This window comes from Plantibacter lichenum (assembly GCF_050587525.1).
Classification (GTDB): Bacteria; Actinomycetota; Actinomycetes; order Actinomycetales; family Microbacteriaceae; genus Plantibacter.
Genome location: NZ_JBOBFT010000019.1, coordinates 26,922 through 47,809, shown reverse-complemented (window position 1 = coordinate 47,809; position 20,888 = coordinate 26,922). Strand labels below are relative to the sequence as shown.

Sequence of the window (20,888 nt, the reverse complement as noted above, 5' to 3'; positions counted from 1 at the left end):
CCCGACGGTCATCAGAGGAGAACGAGATGGCAGAGAACCCCAGGGCTCGGAAACTGGCCGACCGCATCAAGGAGATCATCGCGAAGCGTCTCGACAAGGGGATCCGCGATCCCCGACTCGGCTTCGTCACGATCACCGACGTCCAGGTGACCGGCGACCTCCAGCACGCCAACATCTTCTACACGGTGTACGGCACCGAGGAGGAGCGCGAGGGCACGAAAGCCGCCCTCGAGTCCGCGAAGGGCCTGCTGCGCAAGGAGGTGGGCGCGAACATCAACTCGCGGCTCACGCCGAGCCTCGACTTCTTCCTGGACGCGATCCCCGAGAACGCCCAGCACATCGAGGACCTGCTCCGTGAGGCCCGCAACCGCGACACCGAGGTGGCCGGGCTCGCCCAGGGCGCCGCGTACGCCGGCGACGAGGACCCCTACGTCAAGCCTCGCGAGGACGACGAAGAAGCCTGAGCAGCAGCACGCTTCGCGCAGAAGCCCCGCCCCGTGGTCATCCATGGGGCGGGGCTTCTGTGTTGGCGCTTCGACAGGCTCAGCGTCCGGCGGTTGGTGGGCCGAGCGCCCCGGACTCCGGTGCCTGAGCCTGTCGAAGGGGGTCAGCGTCGGCACTTCGACAGGCTCAGTGACCGGTGGTGGTTGGTGGGCCGAGCGTCCCGGACTCCGGTCCCTGAGCCTGTCGAAGGGCTGTGACCTCGACTACTCGTGGGGGAGCGCGTAGCCGTCGGGGGAGCGGACGGCGAGACCGTCGGAGACGAGCCCCGCGATGGCGCGCGTGAGCTGTTCGGCATCGCCCCAGACCGTGGCCAGTTCCGTCTCGGGGACGGGGCGGTGCGTCGATCGCAGTTCCGCCATCACGAGGCCCCGGACCTGTCGGTCGCTGCCCGCGAACGCCTTCTGCTTGGCCTTCACCGGTCCCGTGTACTCGGGGTAGCCGGCGGCGCGCCACGCGCACCGGTCGACGAGCGGGCACTGCTCGCAGAGCGGCGAACGCGAGGTGCAGACGATCGCGCCGATCTCCATCAACCCCGCGTTGAACACCGCCGCCTCCGCGACGTCCTCGGGGAGGAGCGCTTCCATCGCGGGGAGGTCGCGTTTGGCGTTCGGCGGCCCCGGTTCCGCGTCTCCGTCGAGCGCTCTGGCGATGACGCGGCGGATGTTCGTGTCGACGACCGGATGCCGTCTGCCGTACGCGAACGTCGCGACGGCTCTGGCCGTGTAGTCGCCGATGCCGGTGAGCGAGAGGAGGTCGTCGACGTCGTCCGGCACGACGCCGCCGAACCGTTCGGTGATCTGGGTCGCGGCGGCGTGCAGCCAGAGCGCACGACGCGGGTAGCCGAGTCGGCCCCAGGCGCGGACGGCCTCGGCGGGCGGAACGGCGGCCAGGTCGGCTGGCGTCGGCCATCGGTCGAGCCACTCCTCGAGGCGGGGGATGACACGGCTCACCTGCGTCTGCTGGAGCATGAACTCGCTCACGAGCGTGCCCCACGCGGGGAACCCGGGCCTCCGCCAGGGCAGGTCGCGGGCATTCTCGCGGAACCAGTCGTTGACGAGCGGGGCGATGGGGCCAGCGAACGCGTCGAGGTCCGCGGCTTCGGGAGGAGGCGTCGCTTCGGAGGGTGAAGCCGCTTCGGAAGGTGAAGCCGCTTCGGAGGCGTGGCGCGCATCGATCGGCTGGGCGTCTGGATCGGTGTGCACGGATCAAGCCTACGAGGGTCTGGACAGGTGTCGCTCACCGGCGTGCTGCTCACCGGGACGGTCGCTCCGGCCCGGAGTAGGCTCGGGACATGAGACTCGTGAACACGCCGCGCGTCGAACTGCTCCGCACCGTGGGCAGCGACATCACCAGGCACTACCCCGTCGGGCGCATCATGCTGGCCGTCGACGGTGTGAGCGGGTCCGGCACGAAGGAGTTCGCCGACGGTCTCGCCGACGTGCTCCGCGAGACCGGCCGAGCCGTCTACCGAGCCTCGATCGACGACTTCCACAAACCCCGCGAGGTCCGGTACGCCCGCGGTCGAGACTCCGCCGAGGGGTACTTCCTCGACTCCTTCGACTACTCACTCTTCCGTCGCGTCCTCGTCGAACCCTTCCGTCTCGGCGGCAGTGCGGGGTTCCAGCTCGTCGGCTTCGACGAGCGACGGAACACGGAGGCGCAGGCCCGCTGGACGACGGCGCCACAGGACGCCGTCCTCATCGTCGACGGTGTGTTCCTCCACCGGCCCGAGATCCGCGGCATCTGGCACTCCTCCGTGTGGCTCGAGGTGCCGCTCGAGATCGCCTATGCGCGGCTCCATGAACGACTGGGCGTCGACGCGGACCCGTATGCGGCGTCGAACGCCCGGTACGTGGGCGGGCAGCGGCTCTACCAGGCCGACGACGACCCCCGCCGCTTCGCGGGCGCACTCGTCGACAACAGCGACGAGGACCACCCGAAGCGGATCTTCGCCGACTCGTGTTGAGTTCGGGCCGTGTCCGTGGGTCCATCGCCCGGTCACTGGGCTGCGCCCGGTCACTGAGCTTGTCGAAGTGTGGAGCCCATCGAGCACAACTCCTTCGATTCTGACTCGGTGCCGACCGGCAGTCCCGGAATTCCGGGCATGCGAGCAGCTCGGAGCACCGGATCGAAGGAGTTGTGCTCCAGTGCCCTTCGACTGGCTCGGGGAACGGTTCATCGAGGAGGGGAGGCAGTGCCGTGGACCGGGGGCGGCACCCGGTGGCTGGTACCGTTGCCTGGTGGCAGATGAACGTACGGTCGGCGGAAGCGTGTCGCAGACGACGGCACCCGGAATCCTCCTGATCGACAAGCCGCAAGGCTTCACGAGTCACGATGCGGTCGCCCGCGTCCGTCGCCTCGCCGGCACCCGCAAAGTGGGCCACGCCGGCACGCTCGACCCCATGGCGACCGGCCTGCTCGTCCTCGGGACGCGGTCGGCCACGCGGTTGCTGACGTTCGTGGTCGGGCTCGACAAGGAGTACTTCGCCACGATCCGGCTCGGCCAGGAGACGTCGACCGACGACGCGGAAGGCGATGTGACCGTCACCGCGGACGCATCCATCACCGCCGCAGTCACGGAAGCGGCCATCCGGGCCGGCATCGCGCCGCTGACGGGCGACATCGAACAGATCCCGAGCACCGTGAGCGCCATCAAGGTCGACGGGAAACGGGCGTACGCGCTCGCTCGCGAAGGCGTCGAGGTCACATTGAAGTCCCGCGCCGTGACCGTGAGCGCATTCGATGTGCTCGACATCCGCCGCGACGGAGAGCTGCTCGACGTCGACGTGCGCGTCGTCTGCTCCTCCGGCACCTACATCCGCGCCCTCGCGCGCGACCTCGGACGTTCCCTCGGGACGGGCGGGCACCTCACGGCGCTCCGTCGCACCCGCATCGGTCCGTTCCGCATCGAGGACGCCTCGGCGCTCGAGGAGCTCGACCCCGTGGCATCGCTCCACACGCCGACAGCCGTCGCGACCGCGCTCTTCGGCGCCATCGAACTCACCCCGCAGGAGACGATCGACCTCGGCCACGGCAAACGGCTGTCCAGGCCGCTGCCCGAGGGCCACACCGGTCCGATCGCTGCAGTCGCCCCCGACGGCCGACTCGTCGGACTCGTCGAAGCCCGCGGTGGGACGCTCAAGTCCGTCGTCAACTTCCCGATCGAGGAGGGCGCAGCATGATCGAGTGGTTCGCATTCGCGCAGATCGCCGTCGCCGTCCTCGCCGGGCTCCTCTGCGTGGTCCTCGGTCTCGCCGGACGAGTGCCGAACGACCTCACGATGGGGGCGACCGCGCTCGTCGAGGTCCTCCTCATCGCCCAGCTCGTCGTCGCGATCGCCGCCCCGGCGTTCGGCAACGCGGCCACGGGGAGCGTGCCGGAGTTCTACGTGTATCTCGTGTCCGCAATCATCCTGCCGCTCGCCGGCGGATTCTGGGCGCTCGTCGACCGGAGCCGCTGGAGCACCGTCGTCCTCGGGGTCGTGTGCCTCGCCGTCGCGGTCATGCTGTACCGGATGCTGCAGATCTGGACGGTGCAGGGAGCGTGAACACGACCGCGGATCGTTCGGAGCGGCTCGATGCTCTCGCACGTGCAACGTCACACGGGGACCGGCCGCCCCTCCCGGTCGCATAGAATCGACAGGTTATGGCTGACACGTCAACTGCTCCCGCCCGTCCTCGTCTGAGTGGTATCGGCGTGGTGCTCGTCGCCGTCTACGGCATCCTCGCCCTGGCCGCGACCGGGCGCTCGTTCTTCCAGATCGCAACGAAATTCGATGAGGCGCCCGTCGCGTACGTGCTGTCAGCACTCGCCGCGGTCGTGTACATCGTCGCGACCGTCTCGCTCGTCGCCCGAGGGGACGTCTGGTACAAGGTCGCGTGGATCGCGATCTCGTTCGAACTCGTCGGGGTGCTCGTCGTCGGCTTCCTGAGCCTCTTCGACGCGAGCCTCTTCCCGCACGACACCGTGTGGTCCTACTTCGGGCGCGGCTACGTGTTCATCCCGCTCGTGCTGCCGATCCTCGGCCTCTGGTGGTTGTCGAAGCATCGGCGCCGCACGGCATGATCACCTTCACCGAGCTCGACGAGATCCCGGACGATTTCGGGCCCTCCGCCGTCACGATCGGCAAGTTCGACGGTGTCCACGCCGGGCACCGGGCCGTCATCGCCGCCCTGTTGCAGGAGGCGTCCGACCGGGACCTCACCTCGGCCGCCGTCTCGTTCGACCGCAACCCGCTGAGCCTCATCGCCCCGGATGCGTGTCCAGCCTCCCTCGTGAGCAACCCGCAGAAGCTGTCGCTGCTCGCCGAGACCGGCGTCGACGCGACGCTCCTGCTCCGGTTCGACAACGCTCTCGCCCAGCTCACGCCGGAGGAGTTCGTCACCACGATCCTCGTCGGCGCCCTGCACGCGAGGATCGTGCTCGTGGGGGAGGACTTCCGGTTCGGACATCGAGGGGCCGGCGACGTCCGGACGCTCGAATCGCTCGGTGAGGTCTACGGCTTCTCCGTCCGCACCATCCCCGACGTCCGGCCGGCCAACGGTCGTCGTGTGTCGTCGACGTGGATCCGCGAGCTGCTGGGCGAAGGCGCCGTCGCTGAGGCCGCACGGCTCCTCGGGCGTCCGCCGGCTGTGCGCGGCATCGTTGTGCACGGTGCGAAGCGCGGGCGAGAGCTCGGGTTCCCGACCGCCAACCTCTCGCCGGAGTCGCAGGGGCTCATCCCCGCCGACGGCGTGTACGCGGGCTGGCTCACCTGGAAGGGCAAGCAGCTGCCCGCCGCCATCTCGGTCGGTAACAACCCGACGTTCGACGGTGTTCCGCAGAAGCAGGTCGAGGCGTACGTGCTCGACGAGACCGAGCTCGACCTGTACGACGACGAGGTCGAGGTGTCCTTCGTGGAACGCATCCGCGGCATGGTCGCGTTCACGGGCATCGAGCCGCTCATCGTGCAGATGACCGATGATGTGGAACGAGTGCGTCGAACGCTCTCCTGAGCACTCCTGGTCCGCTGAGCATCCCCAGGCCAATCCGGAAGCGCTCGGGGTTGGGGTACTGGTGTGGCTGCACCAAGGCGGTCGATCAGCCCGATATGCTGGCGGCAGCTGCGCGAAGGGCGCAGCGCTTCACGGGGGAATCTCACATGCGTTCACGTCGTTTCGTCCTGCCTGCGATCATCGCCGGCCTCGCTCTCCTGACCGGCTGCGCGCCGCAGGCGGCCGCACCGAGTGCGTCGCCGACGAAGACGGCCGCAGCGCCCAGTGCTACTCCGACGCCGACTCCGGCCGACGCGGTCGCATCGCGCGTCGTCGTCCACTCGCAGACGGTCGACGTCGTCGCGGAGGACGGCTCGACGATCGCCTCGGTGCGGTACTTCGATCCGGCCACGGACATGGTCGCGGCGCTCACGAAGGCGTTCAAGGCCGAACCCGTCGTGACTCCGGATGCGGGTGGGAACGAGACGCCGTCAGGCACGCGCTACACCTGGGGCGGCTTCGCGATCGTGGATCGCGACGTCGAACAGGCCGAGCCGTATTCGCCCGCTCTCGCTGCGTTCTGGGACACCGCGGATGTGAATGGAGTCCGCGTTGAGACGGTCGACGGCATCGCCGTCGGAGACGCGGCAGAGCCGCTCGCCGAAGGACATCCGGACGGTCTCTTCCGCAACCCGAACAACGGCGAACTCTCCGTGCGCGTGGATGTCGCGTTGTTGCCCCTGAACGCGGACTACGGCGACAAGCCGTCATTCGCGGTCGCCCTCGTCGGCGTGACCGATGGTCCGGTCGCCCGGATGATCGCACCGTCCGGGAACTGGGGCGTCTAGCGGGTTCGTTTGGTCGAGCCAGCCGCGTGATGGTCCTGCTCCCAAGCTCGCTTGAGTGGCTCAGGCGAGTTTGGGAGCAGGAGCGGGGCCCGGGGCGAGCACGCGGGTGTAGCCGTCGTCGATGGCACGCCTGCCGAAGATGAAGAGGACGATCGTCTCAGCGGTCGCCTCGAGGTCAGGACCGTCGCCGATGGACCAGCCGGCGTCCGAGGCGACGAGCGTGCGGTGTCGGACCGTCAACCGCACACGACGCGGCGCCATCACGAGACCAGCTTGAGCGACCCGGTGCGTGACGTCCGGGGCGACGGGCAGATGGGCGAACGGGTGCGCGATGTCGTACCCGTGCACGACCGACTCGGTGAGCTCACCCGCATTGGTTCGGCCACGACCCGCACGCTTGTCGGCCTCGGTCGTGCGCAGCATCGCGAGCAGCTCCGAGGTGCTGTGGGCCGCCGCGAGCTCGAGAGCGATGCCGTCCATCGAGTTCATCGGGTTGAGGTGGCGTTTCCGCACACTCTCCCGGACGATGTCGCCGGCGAACTCGAGTGACGGTGTCCCGACCCGCCAGACCAGGTGGGCGAGCGCGTCCTTGACCCGCCAGCCCTCGCACAGGCTCGGCAGTTCCCAGACCCGGGGCGGAGCGGCAGCGAGGATGTCGCCGAGAGCACCGAGCACCTCGGCGATCTCGGAACCGCGCACCGTGGCAGTCGATCCCATGGGGTCAGCCTAGACTGGATCGGTGAAGCGTACTGGTGTCCCGTCCCTGTGGCGGGGCCGGACCCTCGCACTCCTCGGCGTCCTGCTCGTCGCAGGCAACCTGAGAACGGCGGTCGCCGCCCTCTCGCCGATCTTCGCGGAGATCGACGGCGACATCGGCGTGGGGTCCCTCGGACTCGGTCTCCTCGGCATGCTGCCGCCCCTGTGCTTCGCTCTGTTCGGTGTGTTCACGCCCAGGATGGTGCGGCGGTTGAGCCTCGAACCGGTGCTCGTCATCGCGCTGCTCACGCTCGTCGCCGGGCACTTCATCCGCGCGGCCGCTCCGAACTTCGTGGTCCTCGCGCTCGGCAGCGCCGCCTGTTTCGCGGGCATCGGCATCGGCAACGTCGTCCTGCCCCCGCTCGTGAAGAAGTACTTCCCCGACCGAGTCGGCCTCGTGACCTCGCTGTACGCGACGGTGATGTCGTTCAGCACGTTCATCCCGCCGCTCATCGCCGTGCCTGTCGCCGACGCGACTTCGTGGCACCTGTCGCTCGGCCTGTGGGGCGTCCTCGGCGTCCTCGCCGTGTTCCCGTGGCTCACGCTGCTCCTGCAGGAGCGCAAGCGGAAGCGCCTCGCCGACCCCGACCTCGACGAGGCGAGCCCGGCGGACCGCGTGCTCGTCCACCACTCGCCGATCGCCTGGGCGGTCGCCGCCGTCTTCGCGACCTCCGCGCTCAACGCGTATGCGATGTTCGCCTGGTTGCCGCAGATCCTCCGTGACGTCTCGCACGTTTCGGCGTCCGAGGCCGGCATCCTGCTCTCGCTCATGGCTGCGATGGGCGTGCCCGCGAGCCTCCTCATCCCCGTCCTCGTCTCGAAGATGCGGAACGTCGGCGTGCTCGTGTACATCGCGAGCGTGTGCTTCCTCCTCGGCTACGGCGGCCTCATCCTCTGGCCGACGACCCTCACCTGGCTGTGGGTCGCGTTCATCGGGCTCGGACCGCTGCTCTTCCCGCTCGCGCTCATCCTCATCAATCTGCGCACCGCGACCCGTGACGGAGCAGTCGCGCTCAGCGGCTTCGTGCAGAGCGCCGGGTACACGATCGGTGCGGCGGGTCCGCTCCTCGTGAGCCTGCTCCACGAGGTCACGGGCGGATGGACGATCCCGCTGCTGTTCCTCACGGTGACGGGGGTCGCGTGCGCGTTCGCGGGTGTGCTCGTCGGCAAGCCGACGACGATCGAGGCCGATCTCGCGGCACGCGCTCGCCGTCATCCGCGCGACCGCTGACCAGGTCGGGCAGCCCGACTGCACCCGCCCCGAGAGCGGCTGAGCGCGATGCGCTCGCGTGAGCGCGGGGTGGTTCCGACCCGCGCTCACGGCGTCGGGGCGCGCTCGCGCGAGCGCATCGCGCTGCCGGGTGCGCAGATGCGCGGTGTTCTCGGACGGCCATGCTCATATGAGCAGTAGAGGCAACGAACGTTGATGATGGGCGATCGACCGGCCTAGGCTGGTCTCGTCGGGCGGCGCCAGCAGCACCAAGCAGCCGCACCGACCCACCAGCGCACGAGGGAGACAGCACGTGATCGAGAGCGACGAACTGCTCGCCGTCCGCGCCGCGGAGCTCTACTACGACGAGACGAAGACGCAGGACGAGATCGGCGGTCTCCTCGGCATCACCCGATGGAAGGTCGGACGCCTCCTCGCCCAGGCCCGCGAACTCGGGTACATCCGCATCGAGATCGTCCATCCCCGTGCACGTCGGCTCCCGCTCGAACGCTCCCTGCGGGAGCGGTTCGGACTGAAGGACGCCGTCGTCGTCCCCGCTGCGAACTCCCAGGCCGAGCTCAACGAACGCGTCTCGCGCGCAGCCGCCGACTATCTGAGCGCGCTCCGCCCTGTTCCGCGGACCCTCGGCGTCAGCTGGGGTCGCACGCTCCGCGACGTCGCAGACCACCTCGCAGACGGTTGGGCCTCCGGCATCACGGTCGTCCAGATCAACGGCGGCGTCAGCCTCAACCAACGACTCGGGACGGCTGCCGCAACGGCCGCGCGGATCGCCGACAAGGCATCGGGCGAGGTCCGACTCCTGCCGAGCCCCGCCATCCTCGAGCGCCTCGAAACGAAGCTGAGCATCGAGTCCGACCGCACGGTCGCCGAAGTCCTCTCCGCGGCCGCCAACGCCAACGCCTACCTGTACGGCGCCGGGGTCGCAGGCCCGGACTCCGCGCTCGTCAACAGCGGCTACCTCACCCCGAAGGACGTCGAGGTCCTCGTGGCGCGTGGCGCGGTGGGCGATGTCGTGGGCCGGTACATCGACGCGGAGGGCATGATCGTGGACCCGTCGCTCGACGACCGCACGGTCGGACTCGGCCTCGAAGCCCTGCGCGCCGCAGAGACGAGCATCGCGGTGATCGCCGGCGCCGAGAAGCACGCGATCGCTCGGGCCGTCGTCGGCAGCGGTCTCTGCACGGTCCTCGTGACCGACGAGCGGACTGCGACAGCGCTTCTCGCGGACGGAACCGAATCGTGACGGCACGACGGCCTCACCCCACGGACTTCCCCCAGACTCGAACACCCCACCACCCGGAGCACGCAGCGCTCGGAAGGACCACAGCATGACGACACCACCAGGAGCACTCGTGGCGAAGCACACGACGCTCGAACGCTTCGACGGCCCCGTCACGGACGCCAGCCTCCGCCGGTACCTCGACGGCCTGTCGGGCGTCGACGCCGTCGGCCTGGAGCAGCGGGCCGCAGACCTCGGGACGCGCTCGATCAAGACGACGTCGAAGGCCTGGGCCCTCGACACGATCATCAAGCTCATCGACCTCACGACCCTCGAGGGCGCCGACACCCCGGGCAAGGTGCGCTCACTCGTCGCGAAGGCGATCACGCCCGATGCGGGCGACGCAGGTACGCCCCGCGTCGCCGCCGTCTGCGTCTACGGCGACATGGTGCCCGTGGCGATCGACGCCCTCGGCGCCGCCCACACGCAGCCGGGCGCGCATGCTGCAGCCGGTGAAGCGGCTGGGATCAACGTCGCCGCCGTCGCCACCGCGTTCCCGTCCGGCCGCGCATCACTCGCCGTGAAGCTCGCCGACACGACCGATGCCGTCCAGGCCGGCGCGGATGAGATCGACATGGTGATCGACCGAGGCGCGTTCCTCTCCGGTCGCTTCGGGCAGGTCTTCGACGAGATCGTCGCCGTGAAGGACGCCTGCCGCCGTCCCGACGGCACGTCCGCCCACCTCAAGGTCATCCTCGAGACCGGTGAACTGAACACCTACGACAACGTCAAGCGCGCCTCCTGGCTCGCGATCCTCGCGGGCGGCGACTTCATCAAGACGTCGACAGGCAAGGTCGCCCCGGCCGCGACGCTCCCCGTCACCCTGCTCATGCTCGAGGTCGTCCGGGACTGGCACCGCCTCACGGGCGAGCAGATCGGCGTGAAGCCGGCCGGTGGCATCCGCTCCTCGAAGGATGCGATCAAATACCTCGTGACCGTCGCTGAGACCGTGGGGGAGGAGTGGCTCCAGCCGCACCTGTTCCGCTTCGGGGCGTCCAGCCTCCTCAACGACGTCCTGCTCCAGCGGCAGAAACTCTCCACCGGGCACTACTCCGGCGCCGACTACGTGACCATCGACTAGGACCCCACCATGAGCTTTCTCGAATACGCACCAGCACCAGAGTCCACCGCCGTCCTGAACCTCCGCAAGGAGTACGGGCTCTTCATCGACGGCGAGTTCGTCGAAGGCACGGGCGGCACCTTCGCCACGATCTCCCCCTCGACCGAGCAGCACATCGCCACCGTCTCCGCCGCGAGCGAAGCCGATGTCGATCGCGCCGTGGTCGCCGCCCGCCGCGCCTACGACCGTGTGTGGTCGAAGATGTCCGGGGCCGACCGCGGCAAGTACCTCTTCCGCATCGCGCGCCTCGTCCAGGAACGCGCTCGCGAGCTCGCCGTGGCCGAGAGCCTCGACAACGGCAAGCCCATCAAGGAGAGCCGCGACGTCGACGTGCCGCTCGTCGCCGCATGGTTCTTCTACTACGCGGGGTGGGCCGACAAGCTCGACTACGCCGGCCTCGGCGCGAACCCGCGGGCGCTCGGTGTGGCCGGGCAGGTCATCCCGTGGAACTTCCCACTGCTCATGCTCGCCTGGAAGGTCGCTCCCGCGCTCGCAGCAGGGAACACGGTCGTCATCAAGCCCGCTGAGACGACGCCGCTCACGGCGCTCATCTTCGCCGAGATCCTCCAGCAGGCGGAGCTCCCCGCCGGTGTCGTCAACATCCTCACCGGTGCCGGTGCGACGGGCGCCTCGATCGTCCGTCACCCCGATGTCAACAAGGTCGCGTTCACGGGCTCGACGGGCGTCGGTCGCGAGATCGCGAAGGCCATCGCCGGAACCGACAAGCGTGCGACGCTCGAACTCGGCGGCAAGGCGGCGAACATCGTCTTCGACGACGCGCCCATCGACCAGGCGATCGAGGGCATCGTCAACGGCATCTTCTTCAACCAGGGCCACGTGTGCTGCGCCGGATCCCGCCTCCTCGTGCAGGAGAGCATCCACGACGAGGTCGTGGACCGACTGAAGCGCCGCCTCGAAACCCTGCGCGTCGGTGACCCGCTCGACAAGAACACCGACGTCGGCGCCATCAACTCGGCCGCACAGTTGGCACGCATCCGCGAGCTCAGCGACATCGGGGAAGTCGAAGGCGCCGAGCGTTGGAGCCCCTCGTGCGATCTGCCGGAGAACGGCTTCTGGTTCCCGCCCACGATCTTCACGAACGTGTCGACGAGCCACCGCATCGCCCGCGACGAGATCTTCGGACCCGTCCTCTCCGTCCTGTCCTTCCGGACCCCGGCTGAGGCCATCGCGAAAGCCAACAACACGCCATACGGCCTGTCCGCGGGCATCTGGAGCGACAAGGGCAGCCGCATCCTCGCCGTCGCCGACAAACTCCGCGCCGGTGTCATCTGGGCGAACACGTTCAACCGCTTCGACCCCGCGAGCCCCTTCGGCGGCTACCAGGAGTCCGGCTACGGGCGCGAAGGCGGTCGTCACGGCCTCGGCGCGTACCTCGCTCCGGCCGGCCCGAGCTCGTCGATCACCAGCGCTCCAGCGGCCGTCGCAGCTGCTGACTCGAAGCCGGCAGGCAAGTCCTCCAGCTCCTCCAGCAAGAAGGGAGCACGCGCATGACGCGTCTCGCCATGCTGTTTCCGGTGAAGGACAAGACCTTGAATATGAAGGGAGCGCGCGCATGACGCGTCTCGCCATTCCGAAAAGGTACAAGCTCTACATCGGAGGCAAGTTCCCCCGCAGCGAATCCGGAAGGACGTACGAGGTGACCTCCACGAAGGGCGCGTTCCTCGCGAACGCCGCACAGGCCTCGCGGAAGGATGCCCGTGACGCGGTCGTCGCAGCGCGCGCAGCCGTCTCCGGCTGGTCCGGCGCCACCGCCTACAACCGCGGTCAGGTGCTCTATCGCATCGCCGAACTCCTCGAAGGGCGCCGCGCGCAGTTCGTCGACGAGATCGTCGATGCCGAGGGCGTCTCCACTGCCGCAGCGGCGAAACAGGTGGACGCGGCGATCGACCTGTGGGTCTGGTACGCAGGTTGGGCCGACAAGTACACCCAGGTCGTGGGCGGGGCGAACCCCGTCTCCGGACCGTACTTCAACCTCTCCGTCCCCGAGCCGACCGGCGTCGTCGCGATCGTCGCTCCGCAGGGTTCGTCCCTGCTCGGCCTCGTGAGCGTCGTCGCCCCCGCGCTCGTCGCCGGCAACACGGTCGTCGTCGTCGCATCGGAGAGTCTGCCGCTGTCCGCGATCAGCCTCGCCGAGGTGCTCGCGACGAGCGACGTCCCCGGTGGCGTCGTCAACATCCTCACGGGGTCCGCGGGCGAGATCGCGCCGTGGCTCGCCTCGCACGCCGACGTCAACGCGATCGACCTCGCCGGCGCAGGTGCACTCGACTGGATCGACCTCGAGATCGCCGCAGCGGACACGCTCAAGCGCGTCCTGCGACCGGACGGCGGAGCGGTCTCCGTGCCCGCGAGCCTCGATCGCATCACCGCGTTCACCGAGGTCAAGACCGTCTGGCACACGAAAGCGCTGCTGTAAAGGCGGTGCCCGGAGGCGGCGACCCGGCGTAGCGTGGCACCCATGTCACCTCGTCGCGTCCTCGTCACCGGAGCAACCGGCTACATCGGAGGCCGTCTCGTGCCCCGTCTCCTGGAGGCGGGGCACGATGTCCGTGTGCTCGTCCGTTCCCCGCAGAAGCTCACCGACGTGCCCTGGCGGGATCGCGTCGAGGTCGTCGAGGGCGATCTCGCGGATGCTCAGGCGGTCGCGAAGGCGTGCGAGGACATGGACGTCGTCTACTACCTCGTGCACTCGATGGGCGGGAAGGGCGACTTCGAAGCCATCGAGCGGGAAGCGGCCGAGCACGTCGCCGCAGGTGCCGCAGCAGCGGGTGTGCAGCGCATCGTGTACCTGAGCGGGTTGCACCCCGACGGCGTGAAACTCTCCAAACACCTCCGATCCCGCACCGAAGTCGGTCGGATCCTGATGGACTCAGGCGTACCGACGATCGTCCTGCAGGCAGGGGTCGTGATCGGCTCCGGGTCCACCTCGTTCGAGATGATCCGCCACCTGACCGAAGTGCTCCCGTACATGCCGGCGCCGAAGTGGGTGCGGAACCGCATCCAGCCGATCGCCGTGCGGGACGTGCTCTACTACCTCGTGGAGAGCGCGGACGTGCCGGACGATGTCAACCGCTCCTTCGACATCGGCGGTCCCGATGTGCTCCGCTACGGACAGATGATGAACGGGTACGCGCTCGAGGCCGGTCTCAAGCAGCGACCGATCGCCTCGCTGCCGGTCTTCACGCCGTGGCTCGCTTCGCAGTGGGTGAACCTCGTCACGCCGATCCCGCGTCGGCTGGCGGTGCCGATCATCGAATCGCTGCAGGTCGACTGCGTCGTGCGGGAGCACGACATCGACGCCGTCATCCCGCCTCCTACCGAGGGGCTGACCGGGTATCGTCGTGCGGTCCGACTCGCGCTGCAGCGCATGCGCGACGGGGAGGTGGAGACGAGTTGGCGGAACGCGACCGTCGAGGGCGCTCCGAGCGATCCTCTCCCGAGCGACCCGGACTGGGCGGGCCACACCGTCTACACGGACCTGCGCGAACGCAAGACGACGTCGAGCGCGGACAGCCTGTTCTCGGTCATCGAGAGCATCGGCGGGGTCAACGGCTGGTACTCGTTCCCGCTCGCCTGGGCGTTGCGCGGCTGGGCGGACAAGCTCGTGGGCGGGGTCGGGCTCTCTCGCGGTCGAACCGATCCGCACACGTTGAGCACGGGCGATGCACTCGACTTCTGGCGGGTCGAGCACCTCGAACGCGGCCGACTCCTCAGGCTGCGGGCCGAGATGCGCCTGCCCGGGCTCGCCTGGCTCGAGATGAGTGCGACCCCGGTCGACGGAGGCTCCGTCTACCGCCAGCGAGCGATCTACTTCCCCAAGGGCCTCGGCGGACGGCTGTACTGGTGGGCGATCCTGCCCTTCCACGGAATCATCTTCAACGGGATGGCGAACCGGATCACCGCTGCCGCCGTCGCGCTCGGGGAGAGCCCGAAGCCGTCGAAGGCGATGGAGACGGTGTCCGCGGAGGAGCACGCCGCGGTCGACGACGCCGAGGCGAAGCGCGGCGGCCCCGTGGTCGAGGCGCAGGACACGCACTGACCCGAGTGCTTCTGCTCCGCGGGGTCTGTGTGGTGCGGTCTGTTCCGCGACAGGTGTCGTCCGCTAGCGTGGGGCGATGCGACGACGCCGAGTGTCAGCCCTGATCCTGCCGATGATCGTCGGTGCCCTCCTGCTCGCCGGATGCGCGAGCGGATCCGGTACGGGCGCCGGGTCGGTGACGCCCTCCGCGAGCACATCGGTATCGACGACCCCGACTCCGACGGCGACGCCCACGGGTTCGGCCGGCGGCGGGGCCGATCCGAATGCGCCGGCCGGTCAGTGCGCGGACAGTGCGCTCGCCGTGACGGTGACGGAGTTCGACGCCGGTGCCGGCAACATCTCGTACGACGTCGCGTTCACGAACACGGGGACCAGCGCGTGCGTGCTGCGCGGGACGCCCGGCGTCTCGGTCGTCGGCGACGGCAACGGGACGGAGCTCGGGAAGCCTGCACGACAGGACTCGGCGGCGGAGCCCGAGGACGTGAACATCGCACCGGGTGCGGCGGCGCACGCGGTCCTGCGGGCGGTCAACATCGGCACCGACGGCGGTCCGTTGAGCGATTGCGCTCCTGTCGCGGGCGATGGCTACCGCATCTACCCGCCGCACTCCTTCACTGCCGTGTTCGTCGCGTCGCCCGGCGTTCCGGCCTGCACGAGTGACGACCTGTGGATGAGCATCGGTTCCGTGCAGACGCAGGGCTTCTAACGGCTCGCGGTTCCGGTCACTGAGCTTGTCGACGTGTGGGGTCGGTGGTGTGTGCCCTTCGACAGGCTCAGGGACCGGTTGTCGGGTTCCTGTTCCGGTCACTGAGCTTGTCGAAGTGTGGGGTCGGTGGTGTGTGCCCTTCGACGGGCTCAGGGTCCGGTTGTCGGGTTCCTGTTCCGGTCACTGAGCTTGTCGACGTGCGGGGTGCCGGTGCGTGCCCTTCGACGGGCTCAGGGTCCGGTTGTCGGGTTCCTGTTCCGGTCACTGAGCTTGTCGACGTGTGGGGTCGGTGGTGTGTGCCCTTCGACGGGCTCAGGGACCAGGAGGAGCGCTTGTGGCCGGCCGCTCGGGATAGCATCGAGCATGGGCACTTCAACCGTCGTCACCGTCACGGGAGCGGGCGGCCAGATCGGCTACTCGCTCCTCTTCCGCATCGCTTCCGGGCAGCTGCTCGGCTCCGACCGGCCCGTCTCGCTCCGGCTCCTCGAGATCCCGCAGGGTGTCGGCGCCGCTGAGGGGACCGCGCTCGAACTGCAGGACGGGGCGTTCCCGCTCCTCGACCGCGTCGACGTCTCGACCGACGCCGCAGAAGCGTTCGACGGCACGAACGTCGCCCTCCTCGTCGGCGCCCGTCCGCGTGGGCCGGGCATGGAGCGTGCCGACCTGCTCGCTGCCAACGGCCAGATCTTCGGGCCGCAGGGTGCGGCGATCGGATCGAACGCCGCGGACGACGTACGTGTGCTCGTCGTGGGCAACCCGGCCAACACGAACGCGCTCATCGCCGCCGGATCCGCGGCCGGGGTCCCGGCAGAACGCTTCACCGCGCTCACCCGCCTCGACCACAACCGTGCCGTCGCCCAGCTCGCCGCCAAGACCGCCGCACGGGTGCAGGACGTCGACGGCGTCATCATCTGGGGCAACCATTCGGCGACGCAGGTCCCTGACCTCTCGCACGCGACCGTCGAAGGTCGTCCAGCTCTCGAACTCGTCGACGAGTCGTGGATCGCCGAGGAGTTCATCCCTCGAGTCGCGAAGCGCGGTGCCGAGATCATCGCCGTCCGGGGGTCGTCCTCGGCAGCCTCAGCGGCCGCCGCGGCCATCGATCACGTGCACGACTGGGTGAACGGCACCGCGACGCTCGCCAATGCCGATCGCTGGACCTCGGTCGCCCTTCCGTCCAAGGGGTGGTACGGGGTTCCGGAGGGGCTCGTGAGCTCGTTCCCCGCGCGCTCGGTCGGCGGTCGCTGGGAGGTCGTCGAAGGGCTCGACATCGCACCGGTCTGGCAGGAGCGGATCGATGCCTCCGTCGCCGAACTCGTCGAGGAGCGTGACGCCGTCCGCGAGCTGGGCTTGTTGCCCTAAGCCCGACTGGACAGCGGCGCGTCGGTCGATGCTTCAGCCGTCACGCCCGGAGTCGCACTCGGCTGCACGCCGCCGTGCTGCACGCCGCCGAGTTCCGCACGGAGCACGTGCTTGGTGATCTTGCCGGATGGCGTCCGGGGGAGCGATGCGCGGAGCACGAGGTCCCTCGGAATCTTGTACTTCGCCAGGCGCTCGCCGAGGAACGCACGCACCTCGTCGAGTTCCACAGTCGCTCCCTCGGTCCTCACGACCACAGCGACGATCGTCTCGCCCCAGTCCGCGTGCGGCCGCCCGATGACGGCCGCGTCCGCGATCGCGGGGTGTGCACGGAGTGCTTCCTCGACCTCGGGGGAGAAGACGTTCTCGCCGCCCGTGATGATGACATCGCGCAACCGGTCCACGATGAACAGGTACCCGTCCTCGTCGACCCGCGCGAGGTCGCCGGTCCGGTACCAGTCGCCGTCGAAGGCGGCCGCGGTCGCCGCGTCGTCGCCCAGGTACCCGAGCATGCGCGTGTCGCTGCGCATCCACAGTTCGCCGACCTCGCCGGCCGCGGCGTCGCGTCCGTCCTCCGTCACCACGCGGACGTCCACGCCCGGCATCCCGGCCGCACCGATCGCGCCGGCCTTCTCCAGTTGCTCCTCCGGATACAGGGCGGTGCCGACGGGACCCATCTCGCTCATGCCGTAGACCTGGGTGAAGGATTCCGAGCCGTAGGCCCGCTGCAGGAGTCGGACCGAGTCCGCCCCGAGCGGTGCGCCTCCGTAGGCCCAGAGTCGAACCGAGGAGAGGTCGAACGAGGTGAGCTCGATGCCGTTCGCCGTGGCCACCTGGATGGGTGCGAGGTAGGCGATGGGTGCGCCGAAGAACGCGGTGACCCGCTGCTCCTGCACGACCTCGAGGAATCGGATGGGGTGGTACTCCTTCAACAGGACGGTCGTGCCGCCGAGGAACACCATCGACAGGAACCAGTTGTTGAGCGGTGAGGCGTGCCAGATGGGCATGGTGATGAGGAATCGATCGTCGCGCTGCAGGCCGACAGCGGCCGTCGTGTACGCGGGCACGGTCGCGAGGCCTCGATGGGTGTGCAGGCAGCCCTTGGGGCTGCTCGTCGTGCCCGAGGTGTAGAGCACCTGGGCGACGGCGTCCTCGTCGACGTCGATGCCGTCCCACTCGTCAGCATCGGTGACGAGGGCGTCGAAGCGTCCGGTGCCGTCATCGGCCGTGGTGAGCCAGGTCGCGACGCCGGATGCCCGTGTCTGTGCCGATGTCGCCGCCGCCGATGCCGTCTCCGCGGTCTGCGCGAGGTCCACGTCGACGACGCCGACCGAGATCGACGCGTGATCGAGGACGTACGCCACTTCGGGGGAGGTGAGCTTGTGGTTGATCGGGACGAGCGTCGCGCCGGCCCGCCACACCCCGAATGCCGCGATCACGAACGCGGGCGTGTTGTAGGTCATGACTCCGACGCGATCGCCGGGTCGGACGCCCGCGTCGCGGAAGACGGATGCTGCCCTGCGGGACGCGGCGAGCAGCTCGGCGTAGCTCAGCGCGTCGCCGTCCGCGGTGACGATCGCATCCTTCGTCGGGAATTTGCGGGTCGTGCTCTCGAGCATCCAGGTCAGGTTCATCGGTTTCCTCACGTCGTTGTGGGTGTGCGATCGGGGTCGCGAACTTCATTGAATCATGATTCAATTCTTGAGGGAACCCCGTGACCCCTCGCGTCCAGCGAGCGGAGCGGGCAGGCGGGAGGCGCGACGTGGCGTATCGGACGACGGAATCGACGAGGCAGGCGAGGGCTGATCGGTCCAGGGCGCTCCTCGATGCGGCGAGCTCGATCGTGGCGGAGTCCGGCTTCCGTGCGGCGAGCGTCAAGGCGGTCTCCGCACTCGCCGGAGTGAGCGCCGGAACCGTCTACACCTACTTCGACACCCGTGAGCACCTGCTCGCCGAGGTGTTCCGCGAACACGCCGCCGGTGAGCTGCTGGCCGTTCGGGAAGCGGTCGACGTCGTCGAGCATGCGGGTGCGACCGCTCAGCTCGGTGCGCTCGTCGAGACCTTCGCCCGACGTGCCGTCCGAGGTCGTCGACTCGCGTGGGCGCTCCTCGTCGAGCCCGTCGACGAGCTCATCGACAGCGAACGGCTCCGCTATCGCCGTGCCTACGCGGACACGCTCGAAGCCATCGTGCGTCGGGGTGTGGCGTCGGGCGACTTCGCTGCTCAGGATGCACGCGTGAGCGGTGCCGGACTGACCGGCGCGATCGGCGAAGCGCTCACGGGTCCGCTCTCGCCGTTGGACGCGGGCGAGGTGACGACCGACGAGCTCGTGTCGAGCATCCTGGCGTTCTGCCTGCGGTCGGTCGGGGCGACGGAGGCCGGGCGATGAGCGGCACGCACGACGTCGTGAACCAGGTCGAGCCGCGTACGGACGTCAACGAGTTCACGACGAACACGCCGCTCGTCGAAGCGGTCGAGCGGTACGACGCGGGCTGGGCCGTCCTCGAGCTCGAACGGACCGGAGCGCTCGTCGGCACGGCGTCGTTCCAGCACGATGCCGAGCTCGCGAACACGCACGAGCCGGAACTCGTCCCGTTCGACCGCACGGGGCATCGCATCGACGAGGTCGAGTACCACCCGGCGTACCATCGCATCATCGGCGACGCCGTCGCGGCTGGCGCGCACACCTCGGCGTGGGCGGACCCGCGGCCGGGCGCCAACGTCGCACGTGCGGCGACCTTCATGCTCTTCGCACAGGTCGAGCCGGGCCACGCCTGTCCGATCTCCATGACCCACTCGGTCGTCCCTGCGCTCGCCGTCGACGACGGGCTCGCCGCAGAATGGCTTCCTCGGGTGCTCAGCCGTGAGTACGATCCCGTCCTGCACGCGGGCAAGCGCTCGGCCCTGTTCGGCATGGCGATGACGGAGAAGCAGGGCGGTTCCGACGTCCGCGCGAACACGACGCTCGCCGTCGACGCCGGTGACGGATCGCATCGGCTCACGGGCCACAAGTGGTTCTGCAGTGCGCCCATGTCCGACGGGTTCCTGGTCCTCGCGAAGACGGGAGCAGGCCTCAGCTGCTTCCTCGTGCCCAGAGTCCTTCCCGACGGGACACGCAACACGTTCCTCATCCAGCGGCTGAAGGACAAACTCGGCAACCGATCGAACGCGTCGAGCGAGATCGAGCTCGACGGCACGATCGGGTTCCTCCTCGGTGAGGACGGCCGCGGCGTCCGGACGATCATCGAGATGGTCGCGCGGACGCGGCTCGACTGCGTCTACGGCAGCACCGCCGGGATGCGGCAGGCGACCGCGGAAGCGCTGTGGCACGTTCGTCGACGCGCGGCCTTCGGGGCGCTGCTCGTCGACCAGCCGGCGATGACGGCCGTCGTCGCCGATCTGGCCCTGGAATCGGAGGCTGCGACGGCCGTGTCGATGCGGCTCGCGCGCGCTCATGACGCCGATGCGCCGGAGGCCGATCGGTCGTTCCGCCGTCTCGCGACCGCTGTGTCGAAGTACTGGATCTGCAAGCGCGGACCCGGGCATGCGGCCGAAGCGCTCGAGTGCCTCGGCGGGAACGGCTACACGGAGGCGTTCCCGCTCGCTCGTCGCTACCGGGAGCAGCCGGTCATGGCGGTCTGGGAGGGTTCGGGCAACGTCATCGCGCTCGACGTGCTGCGAGCGATCTCCCGGGAGCCGGAGTCGCTCGACGCCTTCGACGCCGAGGTCGGACTCGCGGCCGGGGCGGACGGCCTGCTCGATGCGCATCTGGCCCGGACGAGTCGGCTTGCGAGGGAGGTCGCTGCGCTCGCTGCGGCTCCAGAGACCGCTGCGGAGGCCGCCGGCCAGGCGCGACGACTCGTCTCCTCGCTCGCGCTCTCCCTGCAGGCGTCGCTGCTCGTGCGGACGGCGCCGGCCGCAGTCGCGGAGGGCTTCGTTCAGGCGCGACTCGGTGCATCGCGCGGGCTCCTCCCCGGCGAGCTCCCGGCGGGCCTCGGGCTGCGGGAGATCCTCGCGCGGGCGTGAGACGTGCGGGCGCCGATCGGAACATCGAC

20 protein-coding genes are annotated in these 20,888 nt (G+C 69.3%); 17 read left to right on the top strand and 3 right to left on the bottom strand.

Features of this window, described 5'->3' with window-relative positions; genetic code table 11:
* Positions 1 to 26: 26 nt before the first annotated feature.
* On the top strand, positions 27 to 464 hold the full coding sequence (gene rbfA / locus ACQ3HB_RS19595) for a 30S ribosome-binding factor RbfA (RefSeq protein WP_430922450.1): 438 nt from the start codon (positions 27 to 29) through the stop codon (positions 462 to 464).
* A 243-nt stretch (positions 465 to 707) separates the two neighbouring features.
* Here the strand turns inward: rbfA and ACQ3HB_RS19590 are convergent, their stop codons facing one another.
* Positions 708 to 1,571: an HhH-GPD family protein gene (locus ACQ3HB_RS19590; protein WP_430922486.1), complete on the bottom strand. Its 864-nt coding sequence runs from the start codon at positions 1,569 to 1,571 to the stop codon at positions 708 to 710.
* 224 nt (positions 1,572 to 1,795) lie between these two features.
* Here ACQ3HB_RS19590 and ACQ3HB_RS19585 point away from each other — a divergent pair, with 224 nt between their 5' ends.
* The 6 genes from ACQ3HB_RS19585 (at position 1,796) to ACQ3HB_RS19560 (ending at position 6,325) form a co-directional block, all read left to right on the top strand.
* Entirely contained in the window at positions 1,796 to 2,470 is a 675-nt protein-coding gene (locus tag ACQ3HB_RS19585; RefSeq protein WP_430922449.1) for a nucleoside/nucleotide kinase family protein, read from the top strand.
* 274 nt (positions 2,471 to 2,744) lie between these two features.
* Positions 2,745 to 3,686 (top strand): tRNA pseudouridine(55) synthase TruB, encoded by a 942-nt coding sequence (truB, locus tag ACQ3HB_RS19580; RefSeq protein WP_430922447.1) that lies wholly within the window; start codon positions 2,745 to 2,747, stop codon positions 3,684 to 3,686.
* Positions 3,683 to 4,051 (top strand): hypothetical protein, encoded by a 369-nt coding sequence (locus ACQ3HB_RS19575; protein WP_430922446.1) that lies wholly within the window; start codon positions 3,683 to 3,685, stop codon positions 4,049 to 4,051. Before truB ends, ACQ3HB_RS19575 begins: the two co-directional genes overlap by 4 nt.
* Positions 4,052 to 4,149: 98 nt before the next feature.
* A complete protein-coding gene (locus ACQ3HB_RS19570) occupies positions 4,150 to 4,569 on the top strand; it encodes a hypothetical protein (protein WP_430922444.1) in 420 nt (139 codons plus the stop codon).
* Positions 4,566 to 5,498 (top strand): bifunctional riboflavin kinase/FAD synthetase, encoded by a 933-nt coding sequence (locus ACQ3HB_RS19565; RefSeq protein WP_430922485.1) that lies wholly within the window; start codon positions 4,566 to 4,568, stop codon positions 5,496 to 5,498. The genes ACQ3HB_RS19570 and ACQ3HB_RS19565 overlap by 4 nt, the downstream gene beginning before the upstream one ends.
* Positions 5,499 to 5,644: 146 nt before the next feature.
* Positions 5,645 to 6,325 carry a hypothetical protein gene (locus ACQ3HB_RS19560; protein WP_430922443.1) on the top strand — a complete coding sequence of 227 codons (681 nt, stop codon included), beginning with the start codon at positions 5,645 to 5,647 and terminating at the stop codon, positions 6,323 to 6,325.
* Between the two features lie 60 nt (positions 6,326 to 6,385).
* Here the strand turns inward: ACQ3HB_RS19560 and ACQ3HB_RS19555 are convergent, their stop codons facing one another.
* Positions 6,386 to 7,042, bottom strand: coding sequence for a maleylpyruvate isomerase family mycothiol-dependent enzyme (locus ACQ3HB_RS19555; protein WP_430922442.1), 657 nt, complete (start codon positions 7,040 to 7,042; stop codon positions 6,386 to 6,388).
* Between the two features lie 22 nt (positions 7,043 to 7,064).
* Here ACQ3HB_RS19555 and ACQ3HB_RS19550 point away from each other — a divergent pair, with 22 nt between their 5' ends.
* The 8 genes from ACQ3HB_RS19550 to ACQ3HB_RS19515 all read left to right on the top strand — a co-directional run bounded on the left by ACQ3HB_RS19550 (position 7,065) and on the right by ACQ3HB_RS19515 (position 16,836).
* Positions 7,065 to 8,312: an MFS transporter gene (locus ACQ3HB_RS19550; protein ID WP_430922440.1), complete on the top strand. Its 1,248-nt coding sequence runs from the start codon at positions 7,065 to 7,067 to the stop codon at positions 8,310 to 8,312.
* 292 nt (positions 8,313 to 8,604) lie between these two features.
* On the top strand, positions 8,605 to 9,555 hold the full coding sequence (locus ACQ3HB_RS19545; RefSeq protein WP_430922439.1) for a sugar-binding transcriptional regulator: 951 nt from the start codon (positions 8,605 to 8,607) through the stop codon (positions 9,553 to 9,555).
* An 85-nt stretch (positions 9,556 to 9,640) separates the two neighbouring features.
* Positions 9,641 to 10,672, top strand: a complete 1,032-nt coding sequence (gene deoC / locus ACQ3HB_RS19540) for a deoxyribose-phosphate aldolase (RefSeq protein WP_430922437.1) — start codon at positions 9,641 to 9,643, stop codon at positions 10,670 to 10,672.
* 9 nt (positions 10,673 to 10,681) lie between these two features.
* Positions 10,682 to 12,223, top strand: coding sequence for an aldehyde dehydrogenase family protein (locus tag ACQ3HB_RS19535; protein ID WP_430922436.1), 1,542 nt, complete (start codon positions 10,682 to 10,684; stop codon positions 12,221 to 12,223).
* Between the two features lie 61 nt (positions 12,224 to 12,284).
* Positions 12,285 to 13,145 (top strand): aldehyde dehydrogenase family protein, encoded by an 861-nt coding sequence (locus ACQ3HB_RS19530; RefSeq protein ID WP_430922435.1) that lies wholly within the window; start codon positions 12,285 to 12,287, stop codon positions 13,143 to 13,145.
* 42 nt (positions 13,146 to 13,187) lie between these two features.
* Positions 13,188 to 14,768 carry an SDR family oxidoreductase gene (locus ACQ3HB_RS19525; protein WP_430922433.1) on the top strand — a complete coding sequence of 527 codons (1,581 nt, stop codon included), beginning with the start codon at positions 13,188 to 13,190 and terminating at the stop codon, positions 14,766 to 14,768.
* A gap of 76 nt (positions 14,769 to 14,844) precedes the next feature.
* Positions 14,845 to 15,474, top strand: a complete 630-nt coding sequence (locus ACQ3HB_RS19520; protein ID WP_430922431.1) for a DUF4232 domain-containing protein — start codon at positions 14,845 to 14,847, stop codon at positions 15,472 to 15,474.
* Positions 15,475 to 15,837: 363 nt separating this feature from the next.
* On the top strand, positions 15,838 to 16,836 hold the full coding sequence (locus ACQ3HB_RS19515; protein WP_430922429.1) for a malate dehydrogenase: 999 nt from the start codon (positions 15,838 to 15,840) through the stop codon (positions 16,834 to 16,836).
* Here the strand turns inward: ACQ3HB_RS19515 and ACQ3HB_RS19510 are convergent.
* A complete protein-coding gene (locus ACQ3HB_RS19510) occupies positions 16,833 to 18,467 on the bottom strand; it encodes a class I adenylate-forming enzyme family protein (RefSeq protein ID WP_430922428.1) in 1,635 nt (544 codons plus the stop codon). The two genes, ACQ3HB_RS19515 and ACQ3HB_RS19510, sit on opposite strands and share 4 nt — an antisense overlap.
* Positions 18,468 to 18,595: 128 nt before the next feature.
* Here ACQ3HB_RS19510 and ACQ3HB_RS19505 point away from each other — a divergent pair, with 128 nt between their 5' ends.
* Positions 18,596 to 19,222 (top strand): TetR/AcrR family transcriptional regulator, encoded by a 627-nt coding sequence (locus ACQ3HB_RS19505; RefSeq protein WP_430922426.1) that lies wholly within the window; start codon positions 18,596 to 18,598, stop codon positions 19,220 to 19,222.
* The gene (locus tag ACQ3HB_RS19500; protein ID WP_430922424.1) at positions 19,219 to 20,859 is read left to right on the top strand and encodes an acyl-CoA dehydrogenase family protein; all 1,641 of its coding nucleotides are present in this window, start codon (positions 19,219 to 19,221) and stop codon (positions 20,857 to 20,859) included. Before ACQ3HB_RS19505 ends, ACQ3HB_RS19500 begins: the two co-directional genes overlap by 4 nt.
* Positions 20,860 to 20,888 lie beyond the last annotated feature (29 nt).